Origin of the sequence: Nocardia cyriacigeorgica, from assembly GCF_010858045.1 — a bacterium.
In the GTDB taxonomy this organism is placed as follows: domain Bacteria; phylum Actinomycetota; class Actinomycetes; order Mycobacteriales; family Mycobacteriaceae; genus Nocardia; species Nocardia cyriacigeorgica_E.
In genome coordinates this window covers 25,239-42,172 of the sequence record NZ_JAAGVC010000010.1, presented here as the reverse complement: position 1 = coordinate 42,172, position 16,934 = coordinate 25,239, and the positions used below count along the sequence as shown (strand labels likewise).

The 16,934-nt window shown below is 67.2% G+C and carries 16 protein-coding genes; 8 read left to right on the top strand and 8 right to left on the bottom strand.

Annotated elements, in window-relative coordinates; genetic code table 11:
* Nucleotides 1-15: 15 nt before the first annotated feature.
* The 3 genes from GV790_RS12320 to GV790_RS12310 form a co-directional block, all read right to left on the bottom strand.
* Entirely contained in the window at nt 16-1,221 is a 1,206-nt protein-coding gene (locus tag GV790_RS12320) for a cytochrome P450 family protein (RefSeq protein WP_163813502.1), read from the bottom strand.
* A 173-nt stretch (nt 1,222-1,394) separates the two neighbouring features.
* Complete coding sequence (locus GV790_RS12315) at nt 1,395-1,925, bottom strand: CAP family protein (protein WP_163813501.1); 531 nt, start codon at nt 1,923-1,925, stop codon at nt 1,395-1,397.
* Between the two features lie 224 nt (nt 1,926-2,149).
* Nucleotides 2,150-3,295: an FAD-dependent monooxygenase gene (locus GV790_RS12310; RefSeq protein ID WP_163813500.1), complete on the bottom strand. Its 1,146-nt coding sequence runs from the start codon at nt 3,293-3,295 to the stop codon at nt 2,150-2,152.
* A 92-nt stretch (nt 3,296-3,387) separates the two neighbouring features.
* Here GV790_RS12310 and GV790_RS12305 point away from each other — a divergent pair, with 92 nt between their 5' ends.
* A complete protein-coding gene (locus GV790_RS12305; protein ID WP_163813499.1) occupies nt 3,388-3,978 on the top strand; it encodes a TetR/AcrR family transcriptional regulator in 591 nt (196 codons plus the stop codon).
* 7 nt (nt 3,979-3,985) lie between these two features.
* On the opposite strand, the gene GV790_RS12300 is transcribed toward GV790_RS12305, so the two are convergent.
* Nucleotides 3,986-4,885, bottom strand: a complete 900-nt coding sequence (locus GV790_RS12300) for a LysR family transcriptional regulator (RefSeq protein WP_163813498.1) — start codon at nt 4,883-4,885, stop codon at nt 3,986-3,988.
* A gap of 61 nt (nt 4,886-4,946) precedes the next feature.
* Between GV790_RS12300 and GV790_RS12295 the strand changes: the two genes are divergently transcribed.
* Complete coding sequence (locus tag GV790_RS12295; protein WP_163813497.1) at nt 4,947-5,786, top strand: oxidoreductase; 840 nt, start codon at nt 4,947-4,949, stop codon at nt 5,784-5,786.
* Nucleotides 5,787-5,845: 59 nt separating this feature from the next.
* Here GV790_RS12295 and GV790_RS12290 read toward each other — a convergent pair whose 3' ends face one another.
* On the bottom strand, nt 5,846-6,220 hold the full coding sequence (locus GV790_RS12290; protein WP_163813496.1) for a VOC family protein: 375 nt from the start codon (nt 6,218-6,220) through the stop codon (nt 5,846-5,848).
* A gap of 401 nt (nt 6,221-6,621) precedes the next feature.
* Between GV790_RS12290 and GV790_RS12285 the strand changes: the two genes are divergently transcribed.
* The gene (locus GV790_RS12285; RefSeq protein ID WP_306306367.1) at nt 6,622-6,786 is read left to right on the top strand and encodes a hypothetical protein; all 165 of its coding nucleotides are present in this window, start codon (nt 6,622-6,624) and stop codon (nt 6,784-6,786) included.
* Between the two features lie 187 nt (nt 6,787-6,973).
* On the opposite strand, the gene GV790_RS12280 is transcribed toward GV790_RS12285, so the two are convergent.
* The gene (locus tag GV790_RS12280; protein ID WP_163813495.1) at nt 6,974-9,376 is read right to left on the bottom strand and encodes an MMPL family transporter; all 2,403 of its coding nucleotides are present in this window, start codon (nt 9,374-9,376) and stop codon (nt 6,974-6,976) included.
* Between the two features lie 219 nt (nt 9,377-9,595).
* Between GV790_RS12280 and GV790_RS12275 the strand changes: the two genes are divergently transcribed.
* From GV790_RS12275 to tgt, 5 genes are all read left to right on the top strand, one after another.
* The gene (locus GV790_RS12275) at nt 9,596-10,189 is read left to right on the top strand and encodes a TetR/AcrR family transcriptional regulator (RefSeq protein WP_163813494.1); all 594 of its coding nucleotides are present in this window, start codon (nt 9,596-9,598) and stop codon (nt 10,187-10,189) included.
* A gap of 36 nt (nt 10,190-10,225) precedes the next feature.
* Nucleotides 10,226-10,723 (top strand): RrF2 family transcriptional regulator, encoded by a 498-nt coding sequence (locus GV790_RS12270; protein ID WP_163813493.1) that lies wholly within the window; start codon nt 10,226-10,228, stop codon nt 10,721-10,723.
* Nucleotides 10,724-10,816: 93 nt separating this feature from the next.
* The gene (locus tag GV790_RS12265) at nt 10,817-12,550 is read left to right on the top strand and encodes an ABC transporter ATP-binding protein (protein ID WP_163813492.1); all 1,734 of its coding nucleotides are present in this window, start codon (nt 10,817-10,819) and stop codon (nt 12,548-12,550) included.
* Nucleotides 12,547-14,457 (top strand): ABC transporter ATP-binding protein, encoded by a 1,911-nt coding sequence (locus tag GV790_RS12260; RefSeq protein ID WP_163813491.1) that lies wholly within the window; start codon nt 12,547-12,549, stop codon nt 14,455-14,457. The genes GV790_RS12265 and GV790_RS12260 overlap by 4 nt, the downstream gene beginning before the upstream one ends.
* Before the next feature lie 67 nt (nt 14,458-14,524).
* Nucleotides 14,525-15,778 (top strand): tRNA guanosine(34) transglycosylase Tgt, encoded by a 1,254-nt coding sequence (gene tgt / locus GV790_RS12255; protein ID WP_163813490.1) that lies wholly within the window; start codon nt 14,525-14,527, stop codon nt 15,776-15,778.
* On the opposite strand, the gene GV790_RS12250 is transcribed toward tgt, so the two are convergent.
* Nucleotides 15,765-16,070, bottom strand: a complete 306-nt coding sequence (locus GV790_RS12250) for a chorismate mutase (RefSeq protein WP_163813489.1) — start codon at nt 16,068-16,070, stop codon at nt 15,765-15,767. The two genes, tgt and GV790_RS12250, sit on opposite strands and share 14 nt — an antisense overlap.
* 63 nt (nt 16,071-16,133) lie before the next feature.
* Nucleotides 16,134-16,916: a queuosine precursor transporter gene (locus tag GV790_RS12245; protein ID WP_163813488.1), complete on the bottom strand. Its 783-nt coding sequence runs from the start codon at nt 16,914-16,916 to the stop codon at nt 16,134-16,136.
* Nucleotides 16,917-16,934: the final 18 nt, after the last annotated feature.

Here is a 16,934-nt window from a genome sequence, read left to right as displayed (position 1 = left end):
CGGGACGTCGCCCGCTCAGTCAACGGATCGGAGCTGAACCGGAACGCAGAGCGGACCATTGGTCATGAACTGCGGCGCATACGGGATCTCGGCCGGCGCGCAGGCCAGGCGCAGCTGCGGGAACCGGTCGAACAACGTGGCCAGCGCGATGCGCGACTCCAGCCTGGCCAGGTGGGCGCCGAGGCAGAAGTGCGGGCCGCGCCCGAAGCCGAGCTGATCCGAGTGGTCGCGATCGATGTCGAAGACGTCGGCGTCCGGGTACTTCTGCCGATCGCGGCCCACACCGGCGTACCAGCCGACGATCGCACCGGCGGGGATGTCGACCCCGGCGATCCGAACATCGTGCAGGGCATAGCGATTGAACATGGCGCACGCCGCGTTCCGGTAGCGCAGGGTCTCCTCGACCACATCGGCCCACCGATCACCGGCGCGGGCCGCCGCGAGCTGTTCGGGGAAGGTGTGCAGCGCCACCACCGCGTTGCCGAGCAGATGCATCGTGGTCTCGTGTCCGGCGACGATGATGATCCACAGCATCTCCACCAGCTCGGCGTCGGCGAGTCCGTGTTCGGGTTGGGCCCGCACCAGATCCGAGGTGAGATCGTCACCCGGGTCGTTGTGCTTGTCCGCGATCAACCCGGTCAGGTATCCCACCATTTCCTGCATGGCCGCCTGGGTCTGCTCGCCGGTGCTGGTGTGCGAGATGAGGGTGGCGGTCCAGCCGCGGAACTTCGGCCGATCGCCGGCGGGGACGCCGAACAGTTCGCAGATCACCCCGACCGGCAACGGCATCGTGAAGCTGTCGACGAGGTCGACCTCCGGCTGGTCGGCGAAGTTGTCGATCAGGTCGTTGGTGAGCTGCCGGATTCGGGGTTCGAGCTGAGCGACCCGGGCCGGGGTGAAGGCGCGGGCGATGGCCCGGCGCATCCGCAGATGGTCGGCGCCGTCCTTGTTGAGCAGGTGGTCGGCGTCGGTCAATACCCGCAGCGGCCAGTCGGCGGGAACCGTACCGTCGTGCATCGCGGGGCAGTTCTTCGTGCTCTTGCTGAACACCGTGCCGTCACCGGCCAGGACCTCGGTCACCGCCTGATGGCTGACCGCCATCCACGCCCGAACGCCGCCCGGCAGTTCGTAGGGCACGATCGGCCCCGTTCGGATCATCCGGTCGAAGGTGTCGATTACTGGTTCGCCCGCGGTGGGCAGTTGGATGAGGGACTCGGTCATGCGGTTCTCCGGTGCTGTGATCGGCCTCTGACTGCGCGCGTCGATGGGCGCTCGACGAGTGTGGGCCGCGACCAGGCCGCGCAACCACTCGATCGGGATTCTCTGCCCCGCAGCGAAATCCGCTGTCGCGAATCGAAAATCCGGCGCCGTAGCCCGGGCAGCCTCGGCAGCTCTCAGCGCGGGCGCGGCACGTTCTGCTCGAACTGTCCGGAGACGTTGCCGGGCTCGAGGTAGAGGGCGACGACGATGTGCTTGTTGTTCTTGGTGGCGAACCCGATGCCGAGGCGGGTGCTCGCCTTCCACACGACCTGCGTGAAATGGCCGGTGTTCATGGCGAAACCCGGCTTCGCGTAGTCATAATCCTTGACCTCGTCGTACCACATCTGGACAGCGGTCCGGACGTGCTGAACCCCGTCCGCCGTGCCACCGTAGGCCATGTAGAGGTTCTCCCCGGCACCGCTCTTGTACGGACACGAGTGGTCTATCTGGCCCTTGTCGACGTAGTACACGGCGCACTGCCCCGCCTTGCCGACCAGATCCTGGACCAGCGTCATGGGCGGCGAGCCGTGCCTGGCCCGGTATCTGTTGTGCGCATCGAGGCCCGCCTGCGCGTACTGCTCTTGTCCGACAGCCGGTCCCGTGCCGGTGACCAGCACGGTGAGCACACCAGCGGCGACAGCCGACCACAACCGTCCAGCACGCACGACAACCTCCCGGTGTAGAGCAGAGCTCGATGAGAAACGACCAGAGAACACTGGAACATGAACGGCCCGAAGCGATTCGGTCCGAGTTGAGCATACCGTTGTCCCGTGCCGCGCAGACCGGAATCTGCCTCCTGAGCCTGTCTCGATGACTCGTGCGCCCGTCTCGATGCGCCGACAGCCAGGAGCGTGACCGGGACGGACGCCCTCGGGTTCCGGTGACGTCGTCAGCGGCGGTTCAGGCCGGACAGCTGCCAGGCCAGGCGGTGGCGGACGGCGGGGAGTTTGCCCGCGAGGCGCATCGCCGCGTTGCGGAAGGGGCGCAGCTTCGCGGAAACGGTGGCGACGTCGGTGAGACGGCTCGCGATGGAAACCACTGCTTCGGCCGTGCTTCGGCGGCCGGCCGCGAGTTCGTCGAGGATGGCGTCGGGGGCGCCGCCCAGCACCTGCGACAGCGCCTCGGCGGAGGTGATCGCGTCCTCGATACCGAGGTTCATGCCTTGTCCGCCGGCCGGTGAGTGCACATGCCCCGCGTCGCCCGCCAGCAGGATTCGTCCGTGCCGGAAGGTATCGGCGATGCGGTGGTGGACCCGGAAACGGGAGCCCCAGAGCACTTCCTCGACCACTGCGCGGTGGGCTCGCGGGCCGCGTTCGTCCAGCAGGCGCTGCACGAAGGCGATATCGGGGTCGTGGGGTGCTTCGTCGACGGTGGCGACGATGCGGAACATGTTGTCGGGCAGCGGTGCGACGACGACCAGGCCGGCGGGGGAGAAGTACAGGATCACCTCGTCGCGCGGGACGCCGCCGGACAGGCGGACGTCGGCGAGGGTGAACGATTCGGCGTAGGTGCCGCCGTCGAAACCGATGCCCGTCTGTTCGCGCACCAGGCTGTGCATGCCGTCGGCGCCGATCAGGTAGCGGGCGCGGATCTGCTCGCCGTCGTCCAGGATCGCGGTGACGCCGTCGGCATCCTGGGCGATATCGGTGACGGTGGCGGGCCGAAGCACCGTGCCGCCGAGTTCGGAAAGCCGCTTCAGCAGGAACTTTTCGGTATCGGCCTGGGAAATCATCAGGGTGTACGGGTAGGCGGTGGGGAGGTCGCTGAACGGGACGGCGATCAGCAGCTGATCGCGGTCGCGGATGGTGAAGGTCGGGGTGTGCAGGCCGCGGGCGACGAGGGCGGATGTCACGCCGTAGGGCTCGAGCAGTTCGAGCGTGCGCGGGTGTACGACGGCGGCGCGCGAGGTGTTCGCGCCTTCGCTCTGGCTGTCGACGATCACCACATGGTGGCCGAGCTGTTCGAGAACGACTGCCGCGGTGAGCCCTGCCGGTCCGGCTCCGACGATCAGAACGTCGGTGTTGGAGTTCGTCATTGCGGTCCTCCTGAGAAAGTCAACAACTGTTGGCATTCAAGGTAGAGGCATGAATTCGCTATGTCAACAGTTGTTGGCCTACACTCGTTGACATGAGACGATCAGCGGAGGAAACGAAGGCCGTCATCCTCGCGGTGGCCAGGGAACGGTTCGCCGCCGACGGATACGACCGCGCGACCATCCGCGCCATCGCCGCCGACGCGGGCATCGATCCGGCGATGGTCATGCGCTACTACGGCAACAAGGAACGGCTGTTCGCGGCAGCCGTGGAATTCGATCTCGAACTACCCGACCTGTCGGCGGTGCCGCGGGAACGGCTCGGCGCGACCGTCGTCGCGCACTTCCTGGAACGCTGGGAGCGCGATGAAGCCCTGCTGATCCTGCTGCGCGCCGGGGTGACCAATGAATCCGCGGCCGAGCGGATGCGCTCGATCTTCGCCGCCCAGCTGGCCCCCGTGATCGCCCGCGCCGTCGACGACCCGCGGCAGGTGCCGCTGCGCGCCGGGCTGGCGGCCTCGCAGATCCTCGGGATGGCACTCGGCCGTTTCGTGCTGGCGTTCCCGCCGTTGGCGGCGATGACCAGGCAGGAGATCATCGCGTGGATCGGGCCCACGCTTCAGCGCTATCTCACCGGAACACCTGATCTCGACGCCGACATCGAGCGGCTCGCCGCCGGCGAATAGTGACCGGCTACGACGCTCGGCCCTCGGTGGCCCGGCGCGCCGCCGCCATGTACCCGAGAACCAGCGGACGGTGGTCGTCCCGGCGATGCGCGACGGCGAGTTCGGCAGGCGCCACGCCGTGGACGGGGCGCACCACCACGTCGTCGCGGGCGATCAACGGGGCATTGCCTGCGGCGAGCAGCACCAGGCCGAGTCCCGCCGCGACCGCCTCGTAGGTTTCCTCGGCACTCGTGATCTCCGCGCCGATCGTGGGCGGGCGCCCGGCACGGGAATCCATGGCCAGCCAGTAGTCGCGCAGCGCGCCCGCTTCCGGTGGCAGCGCGAGGAAGGGTTCGTCGATGACGTCGGCGAAGTCGATGAACTCCCACTCGGCCAGCCGATGCGAGGCGGGCAGTGCGATAGTGCGCGGCTCGCGGGCCACGACCACGGTGTCGAAGCGGTGCTGCTCCGGCAGCGGCAACCAGACGAACGCCACGTCCGTGCTGCCATCGCCGAGCCCGGCGGTGGGATCGCCCCATGCGATCTGCCGCAAGGTGATGCTGATCTGCGGGAAGCGCTCGGTTACGCGGGAGCGGATGGCGGGCAGCAGGCCGCGGCCTGGGCTGGTGCTCATGCCGATGACAAGCGTCGCCGCCTGGGTGGTTTTCGCGGCGTCGACGGCGGCGCGGGCGGTGGTCCATTCGGCGAGGATGGTGCGGGCATGGGGGAGTAGAGCCAGGCCGACCGGTGTCAGCGTGACGGTTCGCCGGTCGCGATCGAACAGCGGGGCGCCCAGCTGACGTTCGAGGGCGCGGATCTGCTTACTCAGTGCTGGCTGAGAGATGAACAGCCGTTCGGCGGCGCGGCCGAAGTGCAGTTCCTCGGCGACCGCGACGAAGTAGCCGAGGTCCCGGCCGTGGACGTCCATAACCAATGGTTATCACAACGGGTCTTGGACGGGTGGTGCGGCACCGGGCCAGGATGGATCCATGAACGAACCCAAGGTTTGGCTGATCACCGGCGCGACAAGCGGATTCGGCCGCGCGCTCACCGAAGCGGCGATCGCGGCGGGCGATACCGTCGTCGCGGCCGTGCGCCGCCCCGAAGCTATCGACGCGTTGGTGGCCGCGCACCCCGATCAGGTCGATCCGGTCCGGCTCGACGTCACCGATGCCGCTCGCGCGCAGGACGTGATCGCCGACGTCCTGGCCCGGCACGGCCGCATCGACGTGCTGGTCAACAATGCCGGCCGCACGCAGGTCGGCGCCGTCGAGGCGACCACCGACGCCGAATTGCGCGACCTGTTCGACGTGCACTTCTTCGGCCCGGCCGCGCTCACCCGCGCGGTGCTGCCGTCCATGCGGGAACGTCGCAGCGGCGCCATCGTGAATCTGAGCAGCATGGGCGGGCAGATGTCGTTCGCCGGGTTCGGTGCCTACAGCGCAACGAAATTCGCGCTGGAAGGGCTCTCGGAAGCGCTCGCCGACGAAGTGAAGGGCTTCGGCATCAAGGTGCTCGTCGTGGAGCCGGGCTCGTTCCGCACCAACCTGTTCGGTAAGAACGCCGCCTACTTCAGCGCCGACCACCCGGCCTACGCCGATACTGTCGGCGCGACAAAGGAATTCGTGCACAGCGGCGACGGTGCGCAGGCCGGGGATCCAGCGAAGGCGGCCGCTGCGATCATCACCGCGCTGAACTCCGAACAGACCCCGCTGCGCCTGCCGCTGGGCAGCGACGCCGTCGACGCCATCGTCGGCCACCTCGACGGTGTACGCGCCGAACTGGACCAGTGGGAAAAGCTCGCCCGCGATACCGCGTTCGACGAGTAGCGGATGGCATGCGCCGGGATCGCCGACTCGAGATCAGCCCGAGCCTGCGGTCCCGGACATTATTCCGACAACCACACCAGGCAGAACGTATGTCCCACCGGGTCGGTGTACACCCGGAAATTCTCGGCCGCCTGCACGAATTTCGCGCCCGCGGCCAGCACGGCCGGCTCGGCGACATCGATATCGGTGACCAGGATGTCGAGGTGGATCTGTTGGGAGGCCTTCGGGTCGGGGAAATGTGGCGGCTCATATTCGGGCGCGAGCTGGAAGGCCAGGCGGCGGCCCTGCGGTTCGATCATCGCCACCCAGGTGCCGTCGCTTTCCGGTTCGATGATTTCCCCACCGAGTAGGCGCAAATAGAACTCGGCCAGTTCACGTGGTTCGGGGCAATCCAGCACCACCGTGCGTAAGCCGACGACGCCCGTCGCTGCCATGCTCGTCTCCTTCTCCGAGGCGGGTGATCACCGAAGGGCTACCCGTTCGGACCACCGGTAACCGCTGTCGCCGCGGTCGTCGGCGGGCTCGAGACCTTGGCCGCAGCCCCCTCGGGCTGAATACTGGAGGCAGCGCCTTCGCTGAACAGGGGCGCGAGCACGCTGCCGAACAGTCGATCGGCCGGGACGATCCGGCCGCCAGGAAATCGCGGTAGTGCGTTCGGCCGCAGTGGTGACAACCGCCCGTCCGGCAGCACGGTGATAGCCGGGCACCGCACCGGGTACTCCCTGGGTACTCGGAGATGGAAGGAACGATTGCCATGCGCGAGCCCTCCATTCGCGCCCGATCGTCTCGTGGTTTCGGTGCGAGTTTGCTGAGTTTGTTGTTTACGCTGTGGTTGGTGATCGGATTCGTCGCCGCATTTCAGCGCGACTATTTCACCGCCGCTCCGGCCCAATGCCGCGATTTCGCCACCATCGCGCTGACCGTCGTCTCGGGTCCGCTCAACTACGCGGGTCTCAATCCGAGGGTCGAGCACTGCACATTGCCCGAACCGAGCCAGTAGCTCGGCCGGCCGTCCGGCCGCGTCCCTCCGGTCCGCGGGCATGAGTCGACGGAGACCGGGCGTCTCCGGCTTCTTCGCCGTCCCGCGCGAGGTGCCGTCAATCGGGTCGGCGTCAGAGCAAAGACGGGCGAACCCCGCCCGGCTGGTGTGCCGGACGGGGTTCGTCGTGATGTGTTGTGCCGCGTGATCAGACTCCGGCTTGCACCGGCTTCTTCGCCGCGTCGGCATCGCGCTGCTGCAGTTCGCGCAGCTTGGTGCCCTCCACGTCGATGTCGGGCAGGATGCGCTCCAGCCAGGCGGGCAGCCACCAGGCCCACTTGCCCATCAGCACCAGCAGCGACGGGATCAACACCATCCGCACCAGGAAGGCGTCGAAGAACACGCCCGCCGCCATCGCGAAGCCCATGGACTTCGAGGTGATGTCCGGCGACAGCATGAACCCGGCGAACACCGAGATCATGATGACCGCGGCCGAGGTGACCACGCGCGCACCGTGGTGGTAGCCGTCGATCATCGCGTCCTTCGGCGACTTGCCGCGCACGAATTCCTCACGCATGCGCGTCACCAGGAACACCTGGTAGTCCATCGCGAGACCGAACACGATGCCGATCAACATGATGGGCAGGAAGCTGATGATCGGATGGGTGTCCTCGATGAGCCCCAGCGCGCCCTCCTGGAAGAACAGCACGGTGACACCGAAGGTGGCCGCCATCGACAACAGGAACCCGAGCGCGGCGGTCAGCGGCACCAGGATCGACCGGAACACCAGCACCAGCAGCAGGAACGCCGCGCCGGCCACGATCGCCAGGTAGGGCACGATGCTGGCGAGCAGCACGTGGTTGACGTCGGCGTAGATCGCGGTTTCGCCGGTGATGCCGTATTCCATGCCGTACTTCGAGGTGAACTCACCCTCGGCATCGCGCACCTGGGCGACCAGATCCTGGGTGGCCGCACTGTTGGGACCGGACTTCGGCACCGCCATGAACAGCGCCGCCTGCCCGTCCTCGCTCGGCTGAGCGGTGGTCAGGTAGTCCATGTCCTCGTAACCGGCGAGCCGGTCGCGCAGCTCGGTCAGCGCGGGGTCGCGCTGCTCCTGCGGCACCTCGGACAGGTCGACGGCCACCACGAGCATGCCGTTCTTGCCTTCGCCGAAGCCTTCGGTCTGCAGCTCGTAGGCCTTGCGCATCGACGAATCCTTCGGCGCGCTGTCCCCGCCGGGCAGGCCGAGGTTCAGGTTCAGCGCCGGCGCGGCGAGCGCACCGAGCACCACCACGCACAAGGCCAGCGTGACGGCCGGAGCCTTGGCGATGAGCTTGGCGAAGCGCATGCCGTTGGTGACCGAGGTGTCGTCCTCGGGATCGTGCTTGGCGACGAACGGAACCTTCGGCTTGAACAGGAACCGGCCGAACGCGCCCATCAGCGCCGGCAGCAGGGTGATCGCGGTGACGACGGCGAACGCGGCGGCGATCGCGCCACCGATACCCATGGCGGTCAGGAAGCTGACGCCGACGATGCTCAGGCCGAGCAGGGCGATGAGTACGGTCAGGCCGGCGAACACGACCGCCGAACCCGCGGTGCCGACCGCGACACCGGCGGCCTCTTCCGGCGAATCCTGCACGACGAGTTCGTGCTTGTACCGGGAGACGATGAACAGCGCGTAGTCGATCGACAACGCCAGACCGATCATGGACGCCAGGATCGGAGTGAAGGTCGGGACCGCGGTGAGTGAGGTGCCCATCACGATCACCAGGCCGGCCGCGCCGACGCCGACGATGCCGGTGATGATCGGGACGAATGCCGCGATCAGCGCGCCGAAGGCGATGATCATCACGATCAGCGCGACGCCGATGCCGATCATCTCGGCGGTGCCCTGCTCGGGCTGTTCCTGGGCGAGCACACCGGTCATCTCGACGGTCAGGCCGGCCTCACGGGCCTGCTCGGCCACGGCCTCGGCGGCCTCGCGGTGCTCGGGCTTGACGTCGGAGAACTCTGCCATGGTGAACGGCACGGTGATGACGGCGACGGTGCCGGGCTTCTGCTCGTTGAGCACATTCAGCGGCGCACCGGAGCACATGCCCTGGAAATCGGGCGCCTCCGGATTGTCGAGGCAGTTGGGCGAGGGGATCGGCGGGGTCTGGCCGGGTTCCAGCGCGGCCATGGCCTCGGCCTGCTGCTTGGCGGCCTCCGGGCTGGCAGGCATCATCTGCGTGGCCGTGACCGGGTTCACGATCGGCTGGCTGTGATCGACGATCTCCTGGTCACCAAGCTTCGGCGCGTTGAACTTCTGCACCATCGCGTCGAGGGCGGCCATGTTGTTGGGATCGGAGAGCTTGCCGTCCTTGGCGGCGATCACGTAGGTCGCGGTGATCGCGTCGATGCTGAAGCCCTCCGCGTATTGCGGCATGTGCTCTTCGAGGATCTCGGTGGCGCGCTCGGACGGCAGGCCGGGCATGTCGAACTTGTCCTGGAACGGCTTCGCCAGGCTGGCCGCGGCCCCGCCGAGCAGCACCAACAGGAGCAGCCAGACGGGCAGCACTATCCATTTCCGGCGGAAAGCGAACTTTCCCCATCGGTATAGATAAACGGACACGGGGGTCTCTCCTAGCTATCGCTGGGCTTGCTTGGGATCGATTCAATTGCTGGAGCGTGTAGACAGCACCTCTGCCGCGGGTGCTTGCCGTCCCCGCCTCCAATTGACGCGCTCTGCCTACCGTGCGGTAGGTAGACTACCGTAGGAACTAACCGGAGGCACAACCTCAATATCTCGGGCACCCGGAGCCGGGCAGAACAGTGATGAGAGGATCATCCCATGACCATCCGTGAGTCGACGGACGCCGTTGTCGCAGGTGGAGGCACTAAACAGGCCATCCGAGACGCCGCCGTCGAACTGTTCACCCATAAAGGTTTCGAGCAGACGAGCCTGCGCGAAGTCGCGGATGCGGTGGGAATCACAAAGGCCTCGCTCTACTATCACTACGCTTCCAAGCTCGATCTGCTGCTGGCGATCATCGATCCGGTGATCGACCACATGCGGTCGGTGGTCGAAGACATCGACGCCGTCCCCTACAACCCCGAAGGCATCCGCGCCGTGCTGCGCACCTACGTCCGCGGCATGGTCCGCCACCGTGACGCCGGCGCCATGTGCATGCGGGACACCGTCGCGATCGTGAACGCGATGGCCGACCGCTACCCCGACGTCGCCGAGAGCACCAGGCAGCTGCGGCACTGGCTGGCCGGGCCCGATCCCACCGACGAGGCGCTGCTGCGGGCCAGCGCCGCGCTGGAGATCCTCGGCGTGGCGCTGCTGTCCACCGAGGTGGTGCCGGACGCGCCGGACGAGCTGGTGGAAAAGACACTCCTGGATGCCGCCACCTGCGTCCTGATCGCGCACCGGACCGCGTAGATTCGACGCCGTCAATCGGATACGTCAGGAGCAGGAGTGCACATCACCGCGAAGGTCGATCACGCGGTGCGAACGCTGCTCGAGATCGCCGACGCGGCGGGCACCGGCGCGGCGGTGAAGGCCGAGGCCATCGCCTCGGCGCAGCGCATCGCCCCGAAGGTGCTCGAAGGGGTGCTGGCCGAGTTGCGCCGGGCAGGCCTGGTGACCAGCAGGCGCGGCCCGGACGGCGGCTACCGGCTGGCGCGCCCGGCCACCGCGATCTCCATCGCCGATGTCATCCGCGGCATCGAAGGCCCGCTGGCGTCGGTACGCGGTGAGCGGCCAGAGGACGTGCGTTATCCGGGCGCGGCCGAACCCCTGCAGCGGGTGTGGATCGCGCTGCGGGTCAATATCCGCGCCGTCCTCGAGGACGTCTCGATCGCCGATATCGCCGAGAACCGGCTGCCCGGATTCATCGACGCGCTCACCGCCGACCCCGGCGCCTGGGTTCGCCGCGAGCCCCGTGACGATCAGGAACTGCTCGGCCGCGCCTGATCCCGCACCGTTTCCGGACAGTTCGGACACTCGACCAGTCCGAAACAAATGTGCTCGTCACGCCCGCGGAAATGCCGGTAGCCTCCATTCATCATGTTGATCTCACTGCTTCGCACCTACCTGGCTCCTTATCGAGCGCAGCTCGCCGGAGTGGTCGCGTTGCAGTTGATCTCGGTCATCGCGATGCTCTACCTGCCGAGCCTGAACGCCGACATCATCGATGAGGGCGTCACCAAGGGCGATATCGGCTTCATCTGGCGCACCGGACTGTGGATGCTCGTGGTCACCGGCGTGCAGATCGTGGCCTCGGCCTCCTCGGTCTATCTGGCCGCACAGGCCGCGATGGGCGGCGGACGCGACCTGCGCGGTGCGCTGCTGCATCGGGTCGGCACCTTTTCCGCGCGCGAGGTCGGCGGCTTCGGCGCACCGTCGCTGATCACCCGCAATACCAACGACGTCCAGCAGGTGCAGCTGCTGATCGTGATGGCGGCGACGATCCTGGTCATGGCCCCGATCATGTGTATCGGCGGCATCATCATGGCGCTGCGCGAAGACCTGAAACTGTCCTGGGTGCTGCTGATCGCGGTGCCAGCGCTCGGGCTGAGCATGGCGCTGATCATCGCCAGGATGGTGCCCGGCTTCCGGGAGATGCAGGCCAGGATCGACGGGGTGAACCGGGTGCTGCGCGAGCAGATCACCGGCATCCGGGTGGTGCGCGCCTTCGTCCGGGAACGCCAGGAGACCTGGCGTTTCGGGGTGGCCAACACCGAACTCACCGACACCTCGCTGCGGGTGGGCCGGCTGATGGCGCTGATGTTCCCGACGGTCATGCTGATCAGCAACCTCACCGCCGTCGCCGTCATCTGGTTCGGCGGGCACCTGGTCGATTCGGGCGAAATGCAGATCGGCTCGCTCACCGCGTTGCTCGCCTACATCATGCAGATCCTGATGGCGGTGATGATGGCCTCGTTCCTGGCCATGATGGCCCCGCGTGCCGCCGTCTCCGCCGACCGCATCGGCGAGGTCCTGCAGACCCGCTCCTCGGTGCACCCACCGGCGAACCCGCAACCGTTCCGCGGCGATCCGGCCGAGGTCGACGTCCAATTCGCCGAGTTCAGCTATCCCGGCGCGGAGAAACCGGTGCTGCACGGAATCCGCTTCCGGGTGGGCCCGGGCCAGACCACCGCCATCGTCGGCTCCACCGGTGCGGGCAAAACCACCCTGATCAACCTGATCCCGCGCCTGATCGACGTCACCGATGGCGCGGTGTACGTCGGCGGCACCGATGTGCGCCATCTCGATCTGGAACAACTGCGCGGCCAGATCGGCCTGGTGCCGCAGAAGGCGTACCTGTTCTCCGGCACCATCGCCAGCAATCTGCGCTACGGCAATCCCGACGCCTCCGACGACGAGCTGTGGCGCTGTCTGGAGATCGCCCAGGCCGCCGACTTCGTCCGGGAGATGCCCCAGGGCCTGGAAACCCCGGTCGCGCAGGGCGGAACCACCGTCTCCGGTGGGCAACGCCAGCGCCTGGCCATCGCCCGCGCCCTGGTCCGCAAGCCGCGCATCTACCTGTTCGACGATTCGTTCTCCGCGCTCGACGTCGCCACCGACGCCAGGCTGCGGGAAGCGCTGCGCCCGGAGACCCGCGACGCCTCGGTGATCATCGTGGCTCAGCGCATCGCCACCATCCGCGATGCCGACCAGATCGTCGTCCTCGAAGACGGCGCCATGGCGGGCATCGGCACGCATGAGCAATTGCTGCGCGACTGCTCGGAATACCAGGAAATCGTCGAATCGCAGCTGAGCGTGGAGGAGGCCCGATGAGGCCGGGGGCGGTTCCGGGCGCGCCGGACAGCAAGCCGAAATCCTTCGGGCCGTCACTGAAGCGGCTGCTGCGCAGGCTCGCTCCGGAGCGGGCGAACGTCATCGCGATCGTGACGCTGGTGATCGTGTCGGTGGTGCTCAACACCCTCGGCCCCTACATCCTCGGCCAGGCCACCAACCTGGTCTTCGACGGCGTCGTCGGCAAGCAGTTGCCCGAGGGCATCAGCAAAGAGCAGGCCATCGAGGGCCTGCGCGCCCAGGGCGACAACACCCTCGCCGACATGCTCGCCGGCATGGATGTGGTGCCCGGTGTCGGTGTCGATTTCGACGCGGTCGGCCGGGTGCTGATGCTGGTGCTGGTGCTCTATATCGGTGCGTCGCTGTTCAGCTGGTTGCAGGGCTACCTGCTCAACAACGTCATCAACCGCACGGTCAAGCGCTTGCGCAGCGATGTCGAGGACAAGATCCACCGGCTGCCGCTGCGCTACTTCGATTCCGCGCCGCGCGGCGATGTGCTCAGCCGGGTCACCAATGACGTCGACAATGTCTCGCAGAGCTTGCAGCAGACCATGAGTCAGCTGCTGAACTCGGTGTTCTCGGTGCTCGGCATCCTGGTGATGATGTTCTGGATCTCGCCGCTGCTCGCGCTGATCGCCCTGCTGACGGTGCCCGCCGCGATCGTCGTCACCACCCAGATCGCCAAACGCTCGAAACCGCATTTCGTCGACCAGTGGAAGTACACCGGCCTGGTGAACGCGCAGGTCGAGGAGGCATACACCGGCCACGAGATCGTCACCGCGTTCGGCCGCAACCGTGAGGTCGCCGAGGAGTTCGACAAGCGCAACGAGCAGCTCTACCAGTCCAGCTTCAAGGCGCAGTTCATCTCCGGCCTGATCATGCCCGCGATCATGTTCCTCGGAAACGTGAACTACGTGCTGGTGGCGCTCGTCGGCGGGCTGCGGGTGGCGACAGGCCAGCTCTCCCTCGGCGAGGTGCAGGCGTTCATCCAGTACTCGAGGCAGTTCAGTCAGCCGCTGACCCAGATCGGCGCGATGGCGAATCTGCTGCAGTCGGGCGTGGCCTCGGCCGAACGCATCTTCGAGATCCTCGACGCCGAGGAACAGAGCCCGGACCCGGTGATGGAGGACGTGCGCCCGGTCGATCGCGGGCGGGTCGAGTTCGAGGCGGTGTCGTTCGGGTACGAGCCGGGCAAGCCGGTGATCGAACGACTGTCGCTGGTCGCCGAACCAGGCCATGTGGTCGCCATCGTCGGCCCGACCGGCGCGGGCAAGACCACGCTGGTGAATCTGCTCATGCGCTTCTACGAACTCGACGCCGGCACCATCACCATCGACGGCGTCGACATCACCGACATCACCCGCGATCATCTGCGCTCGCGGATCGGCATGGTGTTGCAGGACACCTGGCTGTTCAAGGGCACGATCCGGGAGAACATCGCCTACGGCAATCCGAATGCCAGCGAATACGACATCATCGCCGCCGCCCGCGCCGCCTATGTGGACCGGTTCGTGCACGCGCTGCCCGAGGGCTACGACACCGTCATCGACGAGGAGGGCACCGGGGTCAGCGCCGGTGAGAAGCAGCTCATCACCATCGCCAGGGCCTTCCTGGCCAAGCCGTCGATCCTGATCCTGGACGAGGCCACCAGCTCCGTCGACACCCGCACCGAACTGCTGGTGCAGCACGCGACCGCCGCGCTGCGCCGCGACCGCACCAGCTTCGTCATCGCGCATCGCCTCTCCACCATCCGCGACGCCGACGTCATCGTGGTGATGGAGAAGGGACAGATCGTGGAGCTCGGCAATCATGAACGGCTGCTGGAGAACCGCGGGGCGTACTACCGGCTGTACAACGCGCAGTTCGCTGCCGCGGCGGCGGACGCGTAGCGATTCGCGGTCGGGTCGGGCCGAGTACACCGCCCACCTGCCGGGATGGGCGGCGCCTGCTGCGAAGATGGGCTGCGTGTCCGATCGCGCAGCTTTCTCGTTCACCGTCGGTACCCGTCTCGACGGGCAGCACGGGCGGACCGGGGTGATCAGCACACCGCACGGCGATATCGCCACCCCCGCGTTCATCCCGGTGGGCACCAAGGCCACGGTCAAGGCCGTGCTGCCGGAGACGATGCGTGAGGTCGGCGCGCAGGCGCTGCTGGCCAACGCCTATCACCTGTACCTGCAGCCCGGCGCCGACATCGTCGACGAGGCCGGCGGGCTCGGCCGGTTCATGAACTGGCCGGGCCCGACCTTCACCGACAGCGGCGGCTTCCAGGTGATGTCGCTCGGCGTCGGCTTCAAGAAGGTGCTGGCCATGGAGGCGGTGGACGTGCGAAGCGACGACGTCATCGCCAAGGGCAAGGAGCGCCTGGCCACCGTCGACGACGACGGCGTCACCTTCCGCTCGCACCTGGACGGCTCGAAGCACCGCTTCACCCCCGAGGTGTCGATGGGCATCCAGCATCAGCTCGGCGCCGACATCATGTTTGCCTTCGACGAGCTGACCACCCTGCTCAATACCAGGGCCTACCAGGAGAAATCCCTGCAACGCACGCACGAGTGGGCGCAGCGCTGCATCGACGAGCACGAACGGCTCACCCACGCCCGCGCCCACCGCCCGTACCAGGCGTTGTTCGCGGTGATCCAGGGCGCGCAATACGAGGATCTGCGCCGCAAGGCCTGCCGCGAACTCGAAGCCATCCGCGGCCAGGACGGCACCGAGTTCGACGGCTACGGCATCGGCGGCGCACTGGAGAAGCACAATCTCGGCACCATCGTCGGCTGGTGCAGCGCGGAACTTCCCGAGCACAAGCCGCGCCACATGCTCGGCATCAGCGAACCGGAGGACGTGTTCACCGCGGTCGCCAATGGCGCCGACACCTTCGACTGCGTGAATCCGTCACGGGTGGCGCGCAACGCCGCGATCTACGTCGACGCGGGCCGGTTCAACATCAACACCAGCCGGTTCCGTCGCGACTTCACCCCGATCGACGAGAACTGCGACTGCTACACCTGCGCCAACTACACCCGCGCCTACCTGCATCACCTGTTCAAGGCCAAGGAGATGCTGGCCGCCACCCTCTGCACGATTCACAACGAGCGCTTCACGATCCGGTTGGTCGACCGGATCCGCGAGAGCATCGAGGGCGGGTATTTCGAGGAGTTCCAGGCCGAGACCCTGGGTACCTGGCAGGGCCGGATCAAGGCGCCGTAGTAGTCGGGTGCAGCGCGGCGTGCTCGGTCAGTTCTAGCTCGATGAACGCCCCGATCATCGCTCGCCACACCGCTTCGGCCACCTCGGGCGCGAGTCCGGCCGCCGCGGCGCGCTCACCAGCCAGTGCCACCACGCGTTCCACCCGCTCCGGCGCGCGTACCGCCCGATGATCGGACTTGAAGGTGGCGGCGACGCGGACCAGCGCCTGCCGGTCGGCGAGTAGTCGGACCAGCTCGCCATCGATGGCGTCGATACGAGTGCGGATTTCGTCGAGCGTATGAGGATCGGACATGATCGGCGACCCTACCGGCGCCGGCGCGCCCCCGCTCTCGGGCGAGGGCGCGGGCCGGGTGCGTCAGCCGTGCAGCGGGTCGGATCCCGCAGGGGCGTAGCTGGGTTCGTGCTTCTTGAGCACCGCGATGATGCGGTAGGTGATCGGCAGGAGCAGCACCTCGATCAGCGTCTTCCAGAGGAATCCGACGATCAGGTAGTTGATGAACTGCTGCCAGCTGTCGATGCCGATGGCGGTGGCGGCGATCGAGCAGAAGATCAGGGTATCGGCGAACTCGCCGACCACGGTCGAGCCGATCAGCCGGGCCCACAGGTGCTTTTCCTTGGTCCGCTCCTTGATCAGCACCAGCGTCGCCGAGTTCAGCAGCTGGCCCACGAAATACCCGGCCAGCCCGGCGGCCACCAGCTGCGGCGTGGTGCCGAGGACGGTGCGGAACGCCTCCTGGTTCTCGTAGAAGACCGCGGGCGGCAGTTGGATCGCGATCGCGAAGCACACCACCATCAGCAGGAGCGCGGCGAAGCCGTAGTAGATGGCGCGGCGGGTGGCGCGGAAACCGTAGACCTCGCTCAGTACGTCGCCGAGGATGTAGGCCAGCGGGAAGAGGAAGAACGCGCCGTCGGTGGAGATGGGCAGCACCTCGAGCGGCCCGAGCGTCACCGACTTGTCGGAGAAGAACTGCACGCCCTTGGTCGCGCAGACGTTGGAAATGATCAGCGTGGCCGTGAACAGCGCCACGATGGGGGTGTAGTAGCCCCGCGCGACCTGGGCGAATGCCGCATGGTTCGACGCGGGGCGCCCAGACCCCTCGTGATCGGCGGGTTTGTTCGAATCACTCACCCGACTCATCCAACCAGGTTTGCCATA